The organism is Psychrobacter nivimaris, assembly GCF_043419765.1.
GTDB lineage: Bacteria > Pseudomonadota > Gammaproteobacteria > Pseudomonadales > Moraxellaceae > Psychrobacter.
The window spans coordinates 790,239-811,826 of sequence record NZ_JBHOFX010000002.1; the positions used below are offsets into that span (position 1 = coordinate 790,239).

At 45.4% G+C, this 21,588-nt stretch carries 16 protein-coding genes; 3 read left to right on the plus strand and 13 right to left on the minus strand.

What is annotated here, in order from left to right; genetic code table 11:
* Window positions 1-166: 166 nt before the first annotated feature.
* The 13 genes from ACHEVO_RS06595 to ndhC all read right to left on the minus strand — a co-directional run bounded on the left by ACHEVO_RS06595 (window position 167) and on the right by ndhC (window position 16,524).
* Window positions 167-1,645, minus strand: a complete 1,479-nt coding sequence (locus ACHEVO_RS06595; protein WP_394124357.1) for an NADH-quinone oxidoreductase subunit N — start codon at window positions 1,643-1,645, stop codon at window positions 167-169.
* 3 nt (window positions 1,646-1,648) lie between these two features.
* Entirely contained in the window at window positions 1,649-3,274 is a 1,626-nt protein-coding gene (gene nuoM / locus ACHEVO_RS06600) for an NADH-quinone oxidoreductase subunit M (protein WP_394124358.1), read from the minus strand.
* A 2-nt stretch (window positions 3,275-3,276) separates the two neighbouring features.
* Window positions 3,277-5,151 carry an NADH-quinone oxidoreductase subunit L gene (gene nuoL, locus ACHEVO_RS06605; RefSeq protein ID WP_394124359.1) on the minus strand — a complete coding sequence of 625 codons (1,875 nt, stop codon included), beginning with the start codon at window positions 5,149-5,151 and terminating at the stop codon, window positions 3,277-3,279.
* A 4-nt stretch (window positions 5,152-5,155) separates the two neighbouring features.
* Window positions 5,156-5,464, minus strand: a complete 309-nt coding sequence (gene nuoK, locus ACHEVO_RS06610; RefSeq protein ID WP_025653102.1) for an NADH-quinone oxidoreductase subunit NuoK — start codon at window positions 5,462-5,464, stop codon at window positions 5,156-5,158.
* Between the two features lie 98 nt (window positions 5,465-5,562).
* Window positions 5,563-6,306: an NADH-quinone oxidoreductase subunit J gene (nuoJ, locus tag ACHEVO_RS06615; protein ID WP_394124360.1), complete on the minus strand. Its 744-nt coding sequence runs from the start codon at window positions 6,304-6,306 to the stop codon at window positions 5,563-5,565.
* Complete coding sequence (gene nuoI, locus ACHEVO_RS06620) at window positions 6,303-6,851, minus strand: NADH-quinone oxidoreductase subunit NuoI (RefSeq protein ID WP_010198902.1); 549 nt, start codon at window positions 6,849-6,851, stop codon at window positions 6,303-6,305. The genes nuoJ and nuoI overlap by 4 nt, the downstream gene beginning before the upstream one ends.
* A gap of 55 nt (window positions 6,852-6,906) precedes the next feature.
* A complete protein-coding gene (gene nuoH, locus ACHEVO_RS06625; protein WP_394124396.1) occupies window positions 6,907-7,899 on the minus strand; it encodes an NADH-quinone oxidoreductase subunit NuoH in 993 nt (330 codons plus the stop codon).
* A 52-nt stretch (window positions 7,900-7,951) separates the two neighbouring features.
* Window positions 7,952-11,020 (minus strand): NADH-quinone oxidoreductase subunit NuoG, encoded by a 3,069-nt coding sequence (gene nuoG / locus ACHEVO_RS06630; RefSeq protein WP_394124361.1) that lies wholly within the window; start codon window positions 11,018-11,020, stop codon window positions 7,952-7,954.
* 10 nt (window positions 11,021-11,030) lie between these two features.
* Window positions 11,031-12,455, minus strand: coding sequence for an NADH-quinone oxidoreductase subunit NuoF (nuoF, locus tag ACHEVO_RS06635; RefSeq protein WP_394124362.1), 1,425 nt, complete (start codon window positions 12,453-12,455; stop codon window positions 11,031-11,033).
* On the minus strand, window positions 12,452-12,961 hold the full coding sequence (gene nuoE, locus ACHEVO_RS06640) for an NADH-quinone oxidoreductase subunit NuoE (RefSeq protein ID WP_057758927.1): 510 nt from the start codon (window positions 12,959-12,961) through the stop codon (window positions 12,452-12,454). The genes nuoF and nuoE overlap by 4 nt, the downstream gene beginning before the upstream one ends.
* Before the next feature lie 168 nt (window positions 12,962-13,129).
* Window positions 13,130-14,905 (minus strand): NADH-quinone oxidoreductase subunit C/D, encoded by a 1,776-nt coding sequence (gene nuoC / locus ACHEVO_RS06645; protein ID WP_057758925.1) that lies wholly within the window; start codon window positions 14,903-14,905, stop codon window positions 13,130-13,132.
* A 152-nt stretch (window positions 14,906-15,057) separates the two neighbouring features.
* Window positions 15,058-15,726: a NuoB/complex I 20 kDa subunit family protein gene (locus ACHEVO_RS06650; protein ID WP_101206265.1), complete on the minus strand. Its 669-nt coding sequence runs from the start codon at window positions 15,724-15,726 to the stop codon at window positions 15,058-15,060.
* 174 nt (window positions 15,727-15,900) lie between these two features.
* The gene (gene ndhC / locus ACHEVO_RS06655) at window positions 15,901-16,524 is read right to left on the minus strand and encodes an NADH-quinone oxidoreductase subunit A (RefSeq protein ID WP_102091044.1); all 624 of its coding nucleotides are present in this window, start codon (window positions 16,522-16,524) and stop codon (window positions 15,901-15,903) included.
* A gap of 808 nt (window positions 16,525-17,332) precedes the next feature.
* Here ndhC and ACHEVO_RS06660 point away from each other — a divergent pair.
* The 3 genes from ACHEVO_RS06660 (at window position 17,333) to dut (ending at window position 21,545) form a co-directional block, all read left to right on the plus strand.
* A complete protein-coding gene (locus ACHEVO_RS06660) occupies window positions 17,333-19,366 on the plus strand; it encodes a UvrD-helicase domain-containing protein (protein ID WP_114700718.1) in 2,034 nt (677 codons plus the stop codon).
* Window positions 19,367-19,522: 156 nt separating this feature from the next.
* Window positions 19,523-20,926, plus strand: coding sequence for a magnesium transporter (gene mgtE, locus ACHEVO_RS06665; protein WP_394124363.1), 1,404 nt, complete (start codon window positions 19,523-19,525; stop codon window positions 20,924-20,926).
* A gap of 154 nt (window positions 20,927-21,080) precedes the next feature.
* Complete coding sequence (gene dut / locus ACHEVO_RS06670; RefSeq protein ID WP_394124364.1) at window positions 21,081-21,545, plus strand: dUTP diphosphatase; 465 nt, start codon at window positions 21,081-21,083, stop codon at window positions 21,543-21,545.
* Window positions 21,546-21,588: the final 43 nt, after the last annotated feature.

Here is a 21,588-nt window from a genome sequence, read left to right on the forward strand (position 1 = left end):
CTATATTTTTATAAGATACCTTTGATAGGTAAAAGAAGATAAATACCAAAAAGGTAAGCATAAAAAAAGATGCGCCAAGCTTATCATAAAGCTGGCGCATCTTGGTTTTTTAACCGTAACAACAGATAGATCGCAGCGACTTATCTGCCGTATTAACTCAGCGACACTACCAAATGCGAGCCAAACTTGCCCACTCAATCATACTATTTGGCAAGATACCAAAGAATAGAATAATCGCCGTCACAGCAATGACCATAATACCACCGGTACGAATACCCCACTGCCCAGACACGTCAAACTCGATGAACTGCTTAGGACGTTTGAACAGTGTGAGTAATACACGTAAGTAGTAGAATAGACCAATCGCACTACCCAAGATAATCATCGCAGCCAAGAACCAGTTGGTGCCTTGTACCGCAGCTAAGATAGCAAATAGCTTGGTGATAAAGCCTGCCGTCAACGGAATACCAGCCAATGACAACATCATGATTGTCATGACAGCGGTCAATACTGGACGACGCCAGAATAGCCCTTGATAATGAGTCAATTCATCCGCTTCGCCAGACAAACGATATGGACTCGACATCAATGTCACTACACCAAAGGCACCGATAGAGGTAAAGGCATAGACTGCCATATACATACTAGAGATACTATCAGCGGCTGAACCAATGCTAACAATCACGATCATCACGTAACCCATATGGGCAATAGATGAGTAACCGAGTAGACGCTTGAGGCTAGTTTGACGTACTGCCAACAAGTTACCTACCAAGATAGATAAAGTTGCCATGACCATTAATAGCATCTGCACTGATGGCAATGCCAGCAAAGCGGTATCGATTAAGAAACGTACGGCCAGTGCCATCATCGCCACTTTTGATACTGATGCTAAAAAGGTAGCGATAGGCGCTGGAGCACCTTCGTAAACATCTGGCGTCCACATATGGAAAGGAGCAGCCGAGAGTTTAAAGGCGATACCAAACATCATCATTGCCGCGCCTAATATCAGTAGTGGCGACTCAAAGATATTGCCTAGCACCATGCTGATTGGCTTAAATGCTAGTGAGCCTACTTCTGCATAGATAAAAGCCATACCCATCAGCAACGTCGCTGATGCAGTCGCCGACAATACCAAATACTTCAGTCCCGACTCAAGTGACTGGTTTCGCTTGTAAGTATAAGCAAGCAAACCATATAGTGGTACTGACAGCATCTCTAGGCTCATAAAGAATGACGCCATATGCTGCGCGCTTACCATGAGTAATGCACCAATGGTCGATAGCAGCATGAGCAAATACAGCTCTTCTTTATTGTCTTTTAGGTTAGCTAAATACGCATAAGACAGCGTACAGCAAGCCAAGGCACAGATAAAAATCACCACCATATTAAACTGAGCAAAGTTATCAATAACAAATAACTGCTCAGCGTTTGGTGCGATAGATCCGCTGTCAATCACACCGATCATTTGCCCGATAAGGGTAAATAGACCGATGTTTAAGCCTGCCACCGTAATCGTACCAGTGACCATGTGCGAGCGTTTAAAGGTAATCGCGATCATAACCGTCAGTACCGTAATCACTACGGCGATAATCGGCGCGTAAGGCAACAATCCTATCAAATCATTCATCGTAATATCATTCATGACTTAACGTGCCTCCATTACATCAAGTAGCTGCGACGCATCTACCTGTGTCACTTGACTGTATATATATGCGTTATTGATCCACTGCATAGCGTGACTTGAGGTATCAAGAAATGGCTGTGGGTAAAGTCCTAGCCATACCAAACCAGCGGCTAACATCAGTAGTAATGACAGCTCGCGCTTGCCCAAATCTTTTAGTTTACGTGTCGGTAAGCCATGTGACTTAGTCTCTCGCTCTGCCAATGCGGCGATATTGTTTTCACCAAATAGTGCGCGATGAATCAAAATCAACGAGTAAAGACCTGCTAATACCAAACTGAATGTTGCAAAAATAACGAATACTGGATACTGAGCAAATGAGCCAAATAAAATCATGAACTCGCCAATGAAGTTACCCGTACCAGGAATACCTAGCAGCGCAGCACAGAAGAACATCAATATCGGTGCGTAGTAGCGGAACTGTCCCCACATACCACCCATCAAAGTCAAATCGCGTGTATGCAGACGCTCATATAGCTGTCCTGCCATGATGAATAGTGCGGCTGAACTCAAGCCATGAGCAAGCATCTGAATCATCAGACCTTGTAAGCTGAGTAATGTACCAGCATAGATTGCCAGTACCACAAAACCCATGTGCGAGATACTGGTATACGCCAGCAAACGCTTCATGTCAGTCTGCATAAATGCAAGCCATGCACCGTAAAAGATACCAATTGTACCTAGGGTAATCGCTATCGGCGCAAACTCTTGTGACGCTGCTGGAAATAGCGGCAACACAAAACGAATCAAGCCATATGCAGCAGTCTTAATTAGTACACCTGCCAAATCCACTGAACCTGCCGTTGGTGCTTGCGCATGCGCATCTGGCAACCAACCGTGGAAAGGAATGATTGGCAACTTCACCGCAAAGCCAATGAAGAAGCACAGCATGATTGGATATTCCCAGCCGCCAAGTGACGTACCGAGCAAGTCATTATAGTTAAAGCTCACTACCCCCTTTTGGGCGTAGCTGATAATGACCAATACCAAAATACCGATGAGCATGATAAGCCCAGACGCTTGGGTATAGATAAAGAACTTGGTGGCCGCGTATTCTTTGGTTTTGCCAACCACATCATGACCCCAAATCGCGATCAAGAAATAGATAGGAACCAGCATCATCTCCCAAAAGAAGAAGAATAAGAACAAGTCAATCGCTAAGAAAACCCCGATAACGCCGCCCAAACTCCATAGCAAATTCAAATGGAAGAAACCAACGCGGCGCTGAATCTCATTCCACGAACAAGCAACGGCTGCTACACCAAGTAAGCCTGTTAGAGCTACCATCATCAGTGACAAACCATCTAGCGCTAAGTGAAAGCTAATACCAAAACTTGGTATCCACGGCACACTAAATTCTGCTACCCAAGGCACTGCAGCATCTGGTGCAATGACCTGCTGACTCATACCGCTAAAATCGCCCTGCTGCCAAAGTACCAATGACAAAGCAAAGGTCAACATCATACCGATCAAGGCAATCCAGCGCGGCAGACGTTTATTAAATCGCTCTACTACCCAGCATAGCAATCCTGCAATAAAAGGAATTGCAATTAATGCTGGTAGCATCCACGTTTGTTGTAACTCAATCATCTTTACACCACCGTCATCATTACCAGCACCAGCAATACAGCCATACCCAAGCCAAAGCTTATGGCATAACCTCGAAGAGACCCTGTTTGCGTCGCAGACAATACTTTATTACCTGCTGAGGCCAGCTTAGGTAACAGCAACCACGTTTTATCTATAGGGTCGGCTTTAAGTAAGCGGCCGATGAATAAAAAGGGTTTTACAAAAATTACATCATATAGCGCGTCGAAACCTAGGCCATGATAGCACCAATGATATAGCGCCCCACCAATACGTGAGCGCTTAAAGCTAGTGAGCAAACGACCTTTGTTGACGACATATAACAGTGCGGCCAATATCAAACCTGCTGCCATAGCACCCATCGCGATATATTCTGCAGTGTGCTTAGCATGTGCGTCACCTGCGACTTCTAATAGATGACCAACGCTCTCTGGCAACACACCGTCTAATGGCGGCGTAATCCAAGCACCAACGGCTGTAGATAACACTAGCAATACGGTCAAAGGTAACCAGTACGACACCCCTGATAGCTTATGGGCATGGGTTTTTTCTTCGCCAAAAAATATGATCCAAATCATACGGAACGTATAAATCGCGGTTAAGAATGCACCGAATACACCCATATAGAATAGTACTAAGTGACCTGTGGCATACGTCTCCCAAAGAATCGCTTCTTTAGAATAGAAACCAACGGTAACCCAAGGTATGGCAGCGAGTGCACCGCCACCGACGATATAGCACCAAAATACCAATGGGATCTTTTTGCGCAGACCGCCCATCTTAAAGATATCTTGCTCATGATGTACCGCAAGGATGACCGCCCCTGATGATAAGAACAGCAATGCTTTAAAGAAAGCATGGGTCATTAGATGGAAGATTGCGCCTTGCCATGCGCCCACGCCAAGTGCTAGGAACATATAGCCAATTTGACTCATGGTCGAATAAGCAAGAATACGTTTGATGTCTGTTTGCGCGAGTGCACAGAATCCAGCAACAACCAACGTCAATGCCCCTACGCCGCCAACCCAATACAATAAGATACCTGGGGTCAGCTCAAACAAAGGATGTAAACGAGCAATCAGATAAACCCCTGCCGTCACCATCGTTGCCGCGTGAATCAATGCCGATACTGGTGTCGGGCCTGCCATCGCATCAGCAAGCCATGTATGTAGTGGCAACTGCGCTGACTTACCCATCGCGCCGCCGACCAACATCATCGTGGTAAGCATCATCGTTGGGTTATTAACATCGAATGCTTCTGGCGCGCGCGTAATAATCTCTTGAATATTAAGCGTACCGAATTCGCGGAATAATAAAAACAAACCAAAGGCTAAGAACACATCACCGACACGCGTGACGGTAAAAGCTTTCATCGCAGCACGGCCGTTGGCTCTGTCATGGTAATAATAACCAATCAATAGGTACGAACAGATACCCACTCCTTCCCAACCGAGATATAGCAGAAATAAATCATCTGCGAGTACCAGTAACAACATACTGGCCACAAACAAGTTCATATAGCTAAAGAAACGAGCAAAGCCAGTGTCGCCTTTCATATACCAAGAGGCAAACAGATGAATCAAAAAGCCAATCCCAGTAATAACCCCTGTCATGGTCAATGCAAGACCATCAAAGCTCAAACCGAAATGTGGTGCAAAATCGCCAACTTGGAACCACGTCCATAGCGGAACCTCAATTACCGTTCCAGCTGGATTGGTGGTCAAAAAGGTATAGCTAACCACTAGCGTGCATAATGCTGAGAGCAGCATGCTACCCACGCCAACAATCGCTGCGACCGTCTCTGATAATTTGTCGCGCATAAAGGCTAAAATCAAAAAGCCAATGAGCGGGAATATAAAGGTTAATGGTAATAAACTCATGACATCATCCTTTCATCTCATTGGCGCTATCGACATCGAGATGCCCACGCTGATGATAAAAACGCAATAATATTGCCAGACCAATTGACGCTTCAGCCGCGGCCAAGGTCAAAATAAAGATAAACATAATCTGTCCGTCTGGATCGACCCAGCGACTACCTGCCACTACAAATGCCAATGCTGCCGCATTCATCATGATCTCAAGACTCATTAGCATAAATAAGAAGTTACGTCGTACCATAACGCCGCACAGACCGATAGCAAATAAAATGCCTGCCAAAATCAGTCCATGGCTCATGGGTATCATACCCAGTACATTTTGCGCCTCAGCAACTGGCTGTACTAAGCCTGCCACCTCGTGGGCAAACGGCACGTTTGACACATCTTGTGCCACGCTTGCTGCTAGTACCATTAGTCTGACTCCTTGCGCGTAACTTTGTTCGCACCTACTTGACTACCTGCTTTCATGCCTACCTTCATACCTACATAGTCATGCGGGTCAACATCTTTATATTCGTAAGGCTTAGCCATTTCTACGCCGTCATGCTGTGTAAGCGTACTATCATTGTCATATTGTTTGATACTGCCTACGCTTGGCTTGAAGTTTTGGCTATCATTACTGATGACCTCATCGTCGACTGTCTCTTTACCTAAATGATAAGCGGCGACCAAGGCTGCTAATAATAGCAATGCTGCTACTTCAACCAGCATAATGTATTTGGTAAATAACACCGTACCGACTGCTTTGGCAGAGATAGTCGTGCCACCCATCATGACAGCTTCATCGTGATTGAGACCAATCATCGCATAGAGCACAACGGCAATGATTATCGTCAATCCTGTCGGTATCGCCCAAGTGCCGGCATCAAGCCAACGCTCTTCGCGCTCGTCATTGCTCATGCCCAAATTAAGCATCATAATGACAAAGACAAATAGCACCATAATGGCACCTGCATAAACAACAATCTCTAGCGCACCCGCAAACGGCGCTCCTAATACAAAAAATATCCCAGCAATTGCCAGCAACGATACAATCATCGATAAGATAGCATGCACTGGATTGGCCTGAGTCACTACGCGCAGACTGGCAAATATTGCCACTGCCGCAAGTGAATAAAACCCAGCCAATTCAGGATGGTTTAAAATATTCATCATGGTAGCAAGCTCCTTAGATCAATCGGTGCAGACTCATTTTGTGCTGCGCCTTTTGGTTTATCTGCTACCGCCATACCTGTCACACGATAATAGTTATAATCAGGGTATTTACCTGGTCCTGAAATTAGCAAATGCTCTTTTTCGTAGACCAAATCTTGGCGCTTATATTCACCCAGTTCAAAATCTGGGGTCATTTGAATCGCTGTCGTTGGACAGGCTTCTTCACACAATCCACAAAAAATACAGCGTGAGAAATTGATACGGAAAAACTCTGGATACCAGCGTCCATCTTCACGCTCGGCTTTTTGTAATGAGATACACCCTACCGGACATGCCACCGCACACAAGTTACAAGCGACACAGCGCTCGTCTCCATCAGGATCACGCGTTAGGACAATACGTCCACGAAAACGCGGCGGTACAGGTACCGGCTCTTCAGGATAAAGGATGGTATCACGCGGTCTGAGCGCATGACTATTGACCATCCACATGCTGCGGACAATGGTAAATATACCAATGACGGTCTTTTTTATGGTAGTAAACATGGGATTATTATCCTTATCAGCTTTACCCTAGTTCATCAGTGATGGCTAGTAATGATTATAACGTTGGGGAAAAGATCAAAATGACCGCAGCAGTAATCAACAGATTGATCAAGGTTACGGGCAGACATACTTTCCAGCCAAAGTTCATCACCTGATCATAACGCGGACGCATGAGTGAGCCTCGAGCCAAAACAAACATGGTCATAAAGAACAGCGTTTTAATCATGAACCAAAAAGCTGGTGGAATAAATGGAATATCTAAATTGAACGGCGCAAGCCAACCGCCAAAGAACAAGCATGTCATCAAAGCAGAAATCAAGACAACGTTGACATACTCACCAATGAAGAACATACCAAACTTCATGCCAGAATATTCGACATGATAACCTTCAGCCAGTTCTTGCTCTGCTTCTGGTTGGTCAAATGGATGTCTATGCGTAACAGCAACACCAGCTACCACAAAGGTCAAGAATCCAAAAAACTGCGGAATGATATACCAGCCGTCTGCTTGTGCTTCGACAATAGCACGTAAGTTAAATGAGCCTGTCAGTGCGACCACACCCATCAAAGATAAGCCTAAAAACACTTCGTAACTGATGGTTTGTGCCGCTGAACGTAAGCCTCCCAATAACGAGAACTTGTTGGCCGAAGCCCAACCACCGAACATCACTGCATAGACAGCAATACCTGCCATAGCAAAGAAGAACAGAATACCGATATCCCAATCAACCACGCCAAGCGTTGGCGAGATAGGAATGATGGCAAATGAGGCCAATGCAGTAAACATCGCGACCGCAGGTGCCAACGTAAACATAAACTTATCGGTAAAGTTTGGTGTCCAATCTTCTTTAAAGAAGATTTTGAGCATATCGGCGACTAGTTGTAGTGAACCAAAAGGTCCAACACGGTTTGGACCATAACGATCTTGCCATAAGGCCAACATACGGCGCTCATAGATAATCATCATCGCGGCAACCAATACCACGACCAAAAAGATGATTAAAGATTGACCCACCAAAAACAGAATAGACCAGGTATCAAAACTCATGCTATTGGCCAAAAAGCTTGGCACATCAGGGATAATACGGGTAACTTGCATATTACACCTCCTGTGTGGTGGTCGGCGCTGCGTTTATTTGCGCTGTGTCATTATCATTAATCATGTCGTTAGCCATGCTACCCATCATCGTTACTGGTGCATCCACTTTACGTACCGATGCTGGCATCGATGGGTGAATGATACTCACCTGCCCGACTGGGTAACCGATACAACCTTCTGCTAAGTAACCGACAATCTGTACTGGCAAGGTGATTTGTTGCTTATCAATCTCAATCGCTAGGTAATCACCAGCAGTGATATTCCAGTCTTTGGCATCATCCATACCGATACGCCATGCAGCAACAGGTAGTTGCTCAGCGACGATTGGACTACGAGATGCCATCATTGAACTGGCGTATATATTATAGATAGGCACTAGCTTCGCTTGGCCGTGCTGCAAGTCAGTTGTATTCGAAGACATCGCTTCTGGCGCCACATATTGACGAGTAGCTAGGCGCTCTAGCTGATCGAACAAACGCACACCTGGATCACCATTTTTTAGATGACCACCGACTTTGTCTTGGTATTTATTCCATGCTTGCGGTGAGTTCCAACCTGCCGCATTGGCAAAAGGAATCATCGAGCTTGGCGTTTCTTTACCGCTATAACCTTCCATCGAGAAGGTTAAACCAGTGTCTAAATCTTTTGGCTGCATCGGCTCATGGACGGATATCGGGGCACGCATGGCGGTACGACCTGAATAGCGGCGCGGTTGACGCGCGATTTTCAGACCCGTCATTCGGTAAGCAGCATCAGGTGCAGCGCCTTTAATACCAGCAAGCTTAGGATGCGTGGCGATCAATGCATTGATGACATCATCTAGCTGCGTCCAATCGACATCACGACCTTCGATGCTGCTATGCACTGCATGTATCCAGCGCCAGCCTTCTTTAATACTGCTCATCGGATGGTAGTATTCGTTATCGTAAACTTGGAAGAAACGCTGCGCACGGCCTTCAGCTGATATCAATGTACCATCTGCTTCTGCAAAGCTTGCAGCTGGCAATACAATATCGACGTCTTTATGCCAATCAAGGAGCTGATGATCTAACGCAATGACCGTTTTATCAGTCAGTAGCTGCGTCAATTTATTGGCATCAATCGCATCTGTTAGCTGGTTTTCTGCAACCACAACCACATCGTAATCAGTCGCTAGCAGCTCTTCAACTGATTGACCGCCAAGCATACAAACGCCCATGCTATTAGCATCGGTAACCGTTAAGTAGATACCTGCTTGTGCCTGATACTTGTTATTTACTTCTTTTAACTCAAGGTTTCCAGCAGGCTCACGCTCAACATCATCTTGCGCTTCTGTATTTACACCCATTTCAGGTTTGTTTGGCTTGGCAGATAAATCTTGGTCTTCTTCAGGCTGGTCATTAGCTGCTTTTGCTTGCGCTGCCTGTACTTTGGCATTATGTGCCTCGACCTGCTGTTGCTCAGTCGCTTTAATTGCCGCGCGTTTTTGGGTCAATGCTTGGGTAATCTGTGCTGCTGCTTCTATCAATGCGGTAGAAGACAAGCTGCTACCCGAAACAACTAACGGCTTATCAGCTTGAATCAGGTCATAAGCAATTTGCTGCGCCAACGCTTGCATACCATCAGTTTCAGCACTTGCATCAGCTGCTTGTGGGTCTGTTATGTCTGCTAAATCATCAGCGAAGTTAGCAATTTCATCAGCGACTTTGAAGCCAAGTTTAGTGATATCTTCAGGGGTCGCCACTACGCTCACTTTACTGATATCTTCTAACTTAGTTTGCGTTACATCAATGACATAGACTGGGCTTAGCGCATCTTGAGCGATACGCTTAACTGGTTCAGCAAGCCAAGGTTGCGTTTGTAGCGCCGCCGCCATTTTCAAGCCTTCATTTTTTGCGGCTTGACGTACTGACAGCGCGACACGTGATGAAGTTTGCGTGATATCTTCACCTAATACGAGTACTGCATCATGCGTTTCGATATCGGTCATGCTAGGGTTATAAATGCCTTCCGTGCTGAGCACTTCGATACATTTATTAACCAGTGCTTGCTGCTGATGATTCAGACCTGTTGAAAAGTTATCAAAGCCGACCAGATTTTTTAGCGCAAAGTTGGTCTCTAGACTGGCACGTGGCGAGCCAATCCCGATGACTTTTTTATCTTTGATACGTTTGATGGTTTCATCAAGTGCGTAGTCAATATTGATTTTGACATGCTTGTCATTGATACGTTCAAGCGCTTGGGTTGGACGATCATCACGATTGACATAGCCATAACCAAAACGGCCACGGTCACATAAGAAATAGCGGTTTACTTCACCGTTATAGCGGTTTTCGATACGGCGCAATTCACCATAACGCTCACCTGGTGAGATATTACAACCAGCTGAGCAACCATGACAGATGCTTGGCGCATACTGCATGTCCCATTTACGGTTATAACGCTCAGAATGCGTTTTATCAGTAAACACACCGGTTGGGCAGACTTCCGTTAAGTTGCCTGAGAATTCACTTTCAAACTGACCATCTTTATCACGACCAAAATACACACGGTTGTTTGAGCCATAAACACCCAAATCTTCGCCGCCCGCGTAGTCTTTATAAAAACGTACGCAACGATAGCAAGCGATACAACGGTTCATCTCATGTGCGATGAATGGACCAAGCTCTTGGTTATGATGCGTGCGTTTGGTAAAGCGATAGCGACGACGGCTATGACCTGACATATAGGTCATGTCTTGCAAATGACAATGTCCACCCTCTTCACAAGTTGGACAGTCATGTGGATGGTTGGTCATGAGTAGCTCAACCATCGACTTGCGGAATGCTTTGGCTTCGTCGTCAGTGACCGAGATATACATGTCATCGCCAGGAGCGACCATACATGACATCACAAGGCGACCGCGACCTGCTTCCATATCTTCTTTATTTTGGAATTGTTTGACCGCGCACTGACGGCACGAGCCTACTGAGCCAAGGGCTGGATGATAACAAAAATACGGCACATCAATGCCGAGTGATAAGCAGGCTTGTAGCAAGTTATCTGCGCTATCTACTTCGACAGTGGTTCCATCAATATGTATGACTGCCATGCCGCTCTCCTTATTTCACTACTGGCTGTTGGTTGGCTGCAGCATCAATAACATCGACACCAACCGCCTGCGCGATTTTTTGATCAAACTCTGGACGGAAATATTTAATCGCACTCATTAGTGGTTCCATCGCACCTGGAGCATGCGCACAGAATGTTTTACCAATCCATAAGTCACGTGTCAGGCCTTCTAGTTTTTCGACATCGCCCACTTGCCCTTCACCATCATTGATGGCGGTAAGCAGTTTAACGCCCCATGGCAGACCATCACGGCATGGTGTACACCAACCACATGACTCGCGTTGAAAGAAAATCTCAAGGTTGCGCAGTAATGGCACCATGTCTTGTGATTCATCGACAACCATAATCAGACCAGTACCCATACGGCTACCAGCGTTTTGAATGGTGTCAAAATCTACTACCACATCTAAATGCTCTGCGGTTAAAAAGTCAGTCGATGCGCCGCCCGGTAACCATGCTTTGAGCGTTTTACCATCTTTCATACCACCCGCTAAATCTTCAATGATTTCGCGAGCTGTATAACCAAACGGTAATTCCCAAAGGCCTGAATCATTAACTAAACCTGAGCAGCCGAATAGTTTGGTGCCTGGCGTTTTACTTTTGCCTTTAATTTCAGATAACGACTGATACCATTCAACGCCATGATTCAAAATCGCTGGCATATTACACAGAGTTTCAACGTTATTGACAACGGTTGGACGACCCCATGCACCAGAGATTTGTGGAAACGGCGGCTTGGTACGTGGGTTAGCACGGCGGCCTTCTAGACAGTTAATCAACGCTGTTTCTTCACCGCAGATATAACGTCCAGCGCCCGTATGCACATGCAGATTAAAACTAAAATCTGAGCCTAAAATATTGTCGCCCATTAGATTGTTGGCCAAGCACTCTTCGATAGCAGCGACTAAACGCTCAGCGGCCAAGATATACTCACCACGGATAAAGATATAACCGTCAGTGGCGCCAATCGCATGAGCGGTAATTAGCATACCTTCGATAAGCTGAAACGGTAGACGCTCCATGAGCAAACGGTCTTTAAACGTGCCCGGCTCCATTTCATCAGCATTACAGATGAGATAACGCGGCAAACCATCCGGCGGCGACATAAATGACCATTTAAGACCAGCATTAAAACCTGCACCGCCGCGACCTCGAACATTGGCCGCTTTAATCATATTGCCAACGTCTTTAGGCGACTTAGATAACGCTTCTTTTAGACCCGTAAAGCCTTTTAGAGATTCATAAGTGGCTAAATCAAGCACCGCATCATGATGCGCCAAACGCCACGTCAAAGGCTTGGTTTCGCTAGTGGCTGTCGCTTTATCACCATAGATTGGAACACGCTGTGCATTTAGCTGGCTTGGCGCTTGGCCTTGACCGCGACGAGCAATTTGCTCTGAAATCGTTAAACTCATGCGTATAGCTCCAATAATTGCGCGACCTCAGATGGCTGGACAGGGCCGTAAGTGTCTTCATCAATCAGTACCGCTGGTCCCTTATCACAGTTGCCCAAGCAGCAAATTGGCAATAGGGTAAAACGTCCATCAGCAGTTGTCTGACCATACTCAATACCCAGCTGTGATCTGATCTCAGCTGACAGCGCTTCATAACCTGTCAAATAACAAGCCACAGAGTCACATATGAGAATCACATGGCGACCGACAGGCTGGCGATAAATACGGTTAAAGAAAGTCGCAACCCCGTCCATGTCTGACATCGGGATATCTAGGATATTGGCAATGGCATTTGCTTGCGCATCATCGACCCAGCCGTTGCGCTTTTGCACGATTTTTAGTGCATCTAGCGAGGCGGCACGCGCCTGTGGGTAATGGTGCATAAACTCATGAATGGCAGCGATTTCATCACTAGTGAGAATGCTTTCCACATCTACTTTTGGCATTTTGTCGGAAACAATTTTCATAATCTTCTGTTTTTCCTCACTCATCCTGCTCTATCACAAGCCAATATCAGTCTGATTAAAACTGTGGTTATATTGGCGAATGACAGCATTTTGGTGTGCCATCAGGCAATAATATATTGATGAACAAATACTTTTGCAGCAGCGGTTTTGACCTTAAAGATCAAGATCTTAACGATCACAATCCGCCATCACAATATCAATCGATGCTAGGTACATAATGGCATCAGAAACCAGCGAGCCATTGATGACCGATGGCATCTGCTGCAAATGCGCAAATGTCGGTGTACGGATACGGGTACGATAGCTCATCGTGGCCTTGTCTGAGGTGATGTAATAACTGTTCAGACCTTTAGTCGCCTCAACGATCGTCGTACATTCGCCCGCTGGCATCACAGGACCCCAAGATACTGAGATAAAGTGATTAATAAGCGTTTCGATATCATTCAATGTACGGTCTTTCGGCGGTGGTACGGCCAGTGGATGATCCGCTTTGTAAGGGCCTTGTGGCATATTGTCCATGCACTGGCGGATGATACGCAATGACTGACGCATCTCTTCGACTTTTACCATACAGCGGTCATAAGCATCACCGTTGTAACCGACTGGCACTTCAAAATCGTAATTCTCATAGCCCATGTATGGACGTGCTTTACGTAGGTCGAAATCAACGCCTGTCGCGCGCAGACCTGCACCAGTGACACCCCAAGCAAGTGCTTGCTTAGCATTGTACTGAGCAACCCCTTGGGTACGGCCTTTGAGTACGCTGTTTTGCAATGCCGCTTTGACATATTCGTCCAAGCGTTTTGGCATCCAATCTAAGAACTCACGAACCAAACGCTGCCAGCCACGTGGCAGATCAGCAGCAGTACCGCCGATACGGAACCAAGCAGGATGCATACGATAGCCAGTCACGGCTTCGATGACGTCATAGGCTTTTTGGCGATCGGTAAACATATAGAATACAGGGGTCATACCGCCCGCATCCTGAATAAACGTACCGACGAATAGCAAGTTATTGGTAATACGGAAGAACTCACTCATCATTACGCGGATAGTTTCAGCGCGCGGTGGAATGGTAATTCCAGCCAACTTTTCGACCGACATGATGTACGGCAGCTCATTCATTACACCGCCGAGATAATCAATACGGTCGGTATAAGGAATAAATGAGTGCCAAGTTTGACGCTCAGCCATCTTTTCTGCGCCGCGATGGTGATAGCCAATATCAGGAATACAATCGACGACTTCTTCACCATCTAGCTGTAATACCAAACGGAATGCACCGTGAGCAGAGGGATGGTTAGGACCGATGTTCAAGAACATAAAGTCTTCATCACGACCCGAACGCTTCATACCCCATTCTTCTGGGACAAAACGCAGATTCTCTTGCTCGTATTGCTGCTTAGCGGTGTTCAAGAAGTACGGGGTAAATTCAGTCGCCCGCGCATGGTACTCTTTACGCAGTGGATGACCTTCCCAGTATTTCGGTAATAAAATACGGGTTAAATGCGGATGACCTGTAAAGACAATACCAAACATGTCCCACACTTCACGCTCATACCAGTTGGCATTTGGCCAAATATTGGTGGCGCTCGGTACATTAACATCGTCTTCGCTCAACGCGACCTTGATACGTACATCACTATTACGCTCAAGCGACATCAAGTGATAAAACACCGTGAAGTCACTGTCAGGCAACCCTGCACGATGCTGGCGTAAACGCTCATCTATCGCTGATAAGTCAAATAGCATGACATACGGTTTAGGCAGTTTGCGCAAGAATAAGAGAATATCTAATAAATCAGCACGCGCCACCCAAACCGTTGGAATTTCATCCACAGTCTGCTGCACGACAAATTTACCAGCATACTTTTGCTCCAGCTCTGTGATGACTGCTGGGACGGGCTTGATCTTAGGATCTATGTTTTCGACTACCGTGACCATGAATGATGTATTCCTTCATTAATCATAACTGAACTATGTTAGTCATAACCGAACTATGTCAACCATAACTGAGCTATGTCAATCATAACCTAACTATGATAAGCGCATAAAATATTGAAACTGTTGCTATAAGTCTGAATGCTGTTTGAAACTTAAATACTATCTGGGCTGCGCAAGTTTTTAACAGCGATACGATCTGCCTGCTTGCGGTCACGCTCAGGCGTCATTTGCGGCTGATAGATACCCTGCTCATTGACATGGATACCCAGCGGACGACGCTCTTTAGTAATAGATTCTTGTAACAACATCAAACCCTGAATAAGCGCTTCTGGACGCGGCGGACAACCTGGCACATACACATCAACAGGGATAATCTTATCGACGCCTTGTACGACAGAATAAATATCATACATGCCGCCCGAGTTGGCACAGGCACCCATAGAGATAACCCATTTTGGCTCAAGCATTTGCTCATATAGGCGCTGGATGACAGGGGCCATTTTGACAAAACAAGTACCAGCGACGATCATGACATCTGCCTGACGAGGCGAGGCACGAATAACCTCTGCCCCAAAACGTGACAAATCATGAACGGCGGTTAAGGTAGTAGCGTATTCAACATAACAGCAAGAGGTACCAAAGTTAAATGGCCACAGTGAGTTCTTACGCCCCCAGTTTGCTGTTGAATGAACGAGGTCTTCGAGACGACCCATAAAGACGTTTTTATTCACTTCATCTTCGATAGGATCATTGACCGTTTGACTGGTCTGTGCAGGATAGGTATCTGCATCGGGGTTGGCTTTTGTTAATGTGTATTTCATAACATACAACCTTCATATTAGGCTTGGCGTGGCAATCATCTTGCTCGCGCTGTCGCCATAATTTTATTATTAATAAGTGGCTAATCATCAGCGATCATTAATACAAACAGAACTGACGCCTTCATGCTTTGCTGCTCGTTTTTGCAAACGCTATAAGCTGAGCATCAACTGCTATTAACGTTCAGTTTTGTCCTGCTGAGCAGACGTCGCAAAATCCACAGAAGTAACGTTACCCGTGGTATTAATATGATCGATGTTTTGTAGATGACGACGATTGGTCTCAATATTGTTTGAGACATTGATTTGACCGGATGACTGCGCGGGCACTTTACCTGTCGGATCGACCATTAGCTCATGAGCACCATCAAACTTGGTGATGTCTGCCAAATTAAAGCCTGCAGGCGCCGCATATAAGCGTGCTTTTTTGCGTAACTTATCAGCAGGTGCCCAGTTCATCGCACCCAAGCTCAGCTCATAAATCAAACCAATAATTAGAATAGTGATAAACGTGCCAGCGGCGGCAAAGCCAAGCCAACCAGCCTCCCGTACCGACACAGCATAAGCGTAGAGATATAGCGCCTCTAAATCAAAAATCACAAAGAAAATTGCGACCAAATAAAATTTGGCAGACAAACGAATACGGGCGTTGCCAGATCCGACAACACCCGCTTCAAATACTTCTTCCTTTTGTGAGCCTTGAGAGCGACCGCCAAGTAAGCGCGGTACGACCAGCATAAAGACAACTAGCCCAATGGCGGCTAAGATAAAAGCAATGGCTGACCAATTAAAAGCAGACATGATAATACGTGCTCCTCACCCAATCGAGTGTTAGACACAGCGCAAGCACTGACCCACTCAGGCCATGTTACGACAGGTATAACGCAGACGAAAACACAAAGTGACTTTATTTAAGTAACTGTCACTGTGTTTAAGTAACTGTCATTGAGTCACATGTTAGGTATTTTGCTAGTAACAACCAATTATCAAGCTTATTGACGACGATGTCAGACGTGACCAACTGTAGAGATTCCGGTATTCGCGCGGATAAAGACTGGTCGCCCAACGCATCTTCTAACAACGTAAGATCAACGTATTAAATCAATATCATATCTGACTGCTTACTTAATTGATTTAATAGCTCATTACACGTGGTCAACAATGACGTGACAACTGGCATAAATTATTTACGTACTATACGCATATCAGTGCCTAAAAGCTAGTTTTTAACTGTATTGAACGGTCACTTTCTGTGTAAAAAAAATGTGTTTTTTTTACTATGAATTATGATATAGACCTTACCTTATATTAACCCCAAATTCGTACTTTTGGCTACGAGCAAACACTGCCACGCTATTTGTCAAAAATCAAGTGTCCGAATACCCCACTTTCATCACCCAAGTCCTCCCCCAAAGTAGGCATTTTTGCTTTATAATGACCCACCAGATTTTTATGATATGCCATCATCAAACCTTAAATTCTATTATTCTTATAATAAAGATTATTAAAATATCGCGACGATACGAATGTTGATGATGCGCGCTGCGTTTATCTATCTTTGTCATATCAGCGCTACCCTCTTTTTTGCTTTTGTCTTACAGGTCACGTTATGAGTCAACTCAATCCCAAACAACAAGAAGCCATGCTCTACGTATCTGGTCCATTACTTGTACTTGCAGGTGCTGGCTCCGGCAAGACCTCTGTGATTACGCGTAAGATTGCTTACCTAATCCAAGAGTGTGACATGCCAGCTGAGCGCATCACCGCCGTGACCTTTACCAATAAAGCGGCACGTGAGATGAAAGCGCGAGTCAGCAAACTGCTACCAAGCGAAAAAATGCGCGGTCTAACGGTGTCGACTTTTCACCAATTTGGTCTACAGTTTTTGCGCTATGAGCTGATTCATACTCCGCTAAAAGGCAATTTTTCCATCATGGACAGCGACGACAGTAAGCGATTGCTGATGGAGCTGATGATGCGCGACAACTTAAGTGGCGCTGAAAGTCGCGAGTTGGTCGGTAAAGCCATCAAAATGATTTCTGATTGGAAAAATGACTTGGTCGAGCCTGATAAGGCGATGGAAACGCTAGACGATCCAGAAGACATGATTTTTGCCACGTTATATGCACTTTATGAGCGTAACTTGCGTGCTTATAATGCGGTCGATTTTGATGACTTGATTGTATTGCCAACCAAGATATTACGTGAGAACAGAGAGCTGCGTGACAAATGGCAAAACCGTATTCGTTATCTATTGGTCGATGAGTATCAGGATACCAATACCGCCCAGTATGAGATGATTAAATACTTGGTCGGGCCGCAAGGTCGCTTTACCGTGGTTGGTGATGATGACCAATCTATCTATGCGTGGCGCGGGGCAAAGCCCGAAAACATGGCACTGCTAAAAGAAGATTTTCCAAAACTAAAAATCGTTATGCTTGAGCAAAATTACCGCTCAACCACACGTATCTTGACCTCTGCCAACGCCGTCATTCTAAATAACGAGCATTTATTTGAGAAAAAACTGTGGTCAGATAAAGGTCAAGGCGAAAAAATCCGCATCATTAACTGCCGTAATGACGATGATGAATCCGAGCGCGTGGCCAAAGAAATCGTCACTCATAAGCTGCGCTTTGGCAATGAGTGGGAACAGTATGCCGTACTGTACCGCAGTAACTTTCAGGCACGTATGCTAGAGGCACAACTGCGCCAGTTGCAAGTACCTTATAAATTATCGGGCGGTCAGTCATTCTTTGCGCGTAGTGAAATCAAAGACATCATGGGCTATCTACGCCTGATTTTGAATCCTGAAGATGACAGCGCGTTTTTGCGTATTATCAATACACCTAAGCGCGGTATGGGACCAGCAACGCTAGAAAAACTTGGTTTGTTTGCGCAAGAGCACAGCATATCGCTATTGGCCTCTTGTACCCACGCTGGCCTGACTCATGTATTGCCGTCAAAGGCTTATGGTACGATAAAAGAGTTTGGTGAATTCATTGAACACTATACGCGTGAGCTGGATCAACACCCAGACCCTGTACCTATCGTACGCCAGATGATTGATGAGACTGGTTATATTGACTTTGTCCGTAGTGATGCTAAAACACCGCAACAAGAAAAAAACCGTATTGATAATATCGATATGCTCTACACCAGTATTCAGTCCTTGATTAATCGTGCTGAAGAAGACGAAGATCGGACGATTGATACCATCATTCGTAAGCTGGTTCTGCTTGATATGCTTGAGCAACAGCAAGAAGAAGAGAACACTAACAAAGTCAACTTGATGACCTTGCATGCGGCAAAGGGCTTGGAGTTTGATTTTGTTTACATCATGGGGCTTGAGGAAGAGATGCTGCCGCATCGCAACTCTATCATGAGTGAAACGGTCGAAGAAGAGCGCCGTCTGATGTACGTGGGCATTACCCGTGCGCGTCGTGAGCTGACATTGACGCTCGCGACCCAGCGCCGTGCTGGTGGTCAGATGCGCGTTACCTCAGAATCAAGATTTTTGGATGAGTTGCCTGAGGATCATATTGACTGGCCTGCCAAAGCGAAAAAGAAAAAAGCGACCAAAGACCCAGAAGCTGTTGCTGATGAATATTTGGCCAATATTCGAGCGTTACTGGGCAAGCGTTGATCTTAATTAAAACATTTAAGCATCTGAGTAATAAACACCTAAGTAAAACGCTTGCGAGAACACGCTTTAGACTGCGCAAAAGGCGATTGTTATAATCGTCATTGTTAATGTTCTTTATATACTGTAAAAAATTGACTGTAAAAACTTGGAACACTTATGCCTACCCCGACGCCCAATCAGGAACGAACCGCCATGCTGTCAGGAGATTATAACTCGGCTGAATATAGTGCCGAATATAAGCTTCTGTATCTGCAGGGTTTGGTTGCTGATAAAGCATACGAGGCCATTACAGAGTTTTTGGAAAAGCAGTCCGAATATGAGATTGCCAACCTACTAGAGTCCTTCCCAACTCAAAACCGTCTGTTGATTTGGGCGCAGGTGCCAGAGCATATCAAAGGTGAGGTACTTGCCGAACTAGATGTCGATACACGCCAGCCGTTGATGGAGAATATTTCTTCTCAAGAAATCTCCTTGTTTACCCAAGATCTTGATGCGCAAGATATTTCTGAGATTTTGGACACTGTCACTGAGAGCGTACGTACCTCAGTCATGGCAACGCTGGACGAAGAGACGCGGGTCCAAGTCAATAAGCTTGATACCTATGCTGACTGGGAAGTGGGTAGCTATATGGATCCAGATATTATTCAGATAAGGGATGATATCTATTTGGCAGATGTACAAGAGTGGCTGCGTGAAAACGATGACCTGCTCGATGACGAGAGCCAAGAGCTGTTAGTTGTCGATCAAAGCCAGCAATTGCTAGGGCTACTGAGTCTAGTAGATTTAATTAAGCATAAACAGAATACATTAGTCTCGGAGCTGATTGATACAGCCATTACAATTAATGATCGCTTGGATATCCAAGATGCTGCCGCGATTTTTCGTTCAGAAGACATCCGCTTTGCCCCCATAATCAATAGCCATGGTGAGCTAGTTGGTCAACTAAACGGTGAAGACATCATGGAGATTATCCAAGATGATGTCGACAGCACCATGAAAAACCTCGCTGGTGTTAGCCAAGATGAAGAGCTGTTTGCCCCTATCCTAACCAGTGCTAAAAGCCGTAGCGTTTGGCTAGGTATCAATTTATGTACCGCCCTTTTGGCCGCAGCAGTGATTGGACAATTTGAAGAAGTATTGGCACAAGTCGTGGCACTAGCGATATTGATGCCAGTGGTCGCTAGTATGGGCGGTATTGCTGGCTCGCAAACGCTGACGGTCGTTATTCGCGGTATGGCGATGGGACAAATCGGTGGTTCTAACCGTGTCTGGCTGTTGAATAAAGAGCTGTGGGTGGGTGCGATAAACGGTATCATCTGGGCGATAATTATGGCGTTTATTGCTCAGTTATGGTTTCATGATATTAAGATCAGTGCCGTCATCGGTTTTGCCATTGCAATCAACATGACTGCGGCTAATGTCTCGGGGATCAGCATACCGTTGATGCTAAAAAGAATGAATATCGACCCTGCTCTATCTGCTTCGGTTATCCTAACGACCGTCACGGATATCGTCGGCTTTATGTCCTTTTTAGGATTGGCCAGCGTGTTGATACTTTAGTTATTACTGAATTGCTGAGTAATCAATGACCCAATCAAAATATAGAGTTGTTATTTATATAAAAATGTCGAATAAGATTTGTTTAAAACCCTAGTTCAAAGCTCGAGTTTAAAATCATAATTTAAAAACCATCAAATCGTTAAGTGAGTGTGTTATGCAAGCTGTACAAGTTAAAGTGGTAAACCCTAAAATTACTGAAGACGAAGCATTTTCTCTACCAACTCGTGCCACCGATGGCAGTGCAGGTATTGATTTGCGTGCTTGCATCGATGAGCCATTAACGATTAAAGCAGGTGAAACCCATTTAATTGGCACAGGCCTTGCGGTTTATATTCAAGACCCTAACTATGCAGGTATGATTTTACCGCGTTCAGGTCTTGGCCATAAGCACGGTATTGTCTTGGGTAACTTGGTTGGGCTAATTGATGCCGACTATCAAGGCGAGCTGATGGTTAGTATTTGGAACCGCAGTAGCGAAGACTTTGTTCTTAATGTAGCTGAGCGTATGGCACAGTACATCGTGGTACCTGTTGCGCGTCCTGAGTTTGAAGTGGTTGCAGAATTCAGTGATGAAAGCGTACGCGGTGCGGGTGGATTTGGACATTCAGGTCGTCAGTAGTAGCTATTTTGTTGGTCAATTTTTCTGACAATTTTTTAGATAG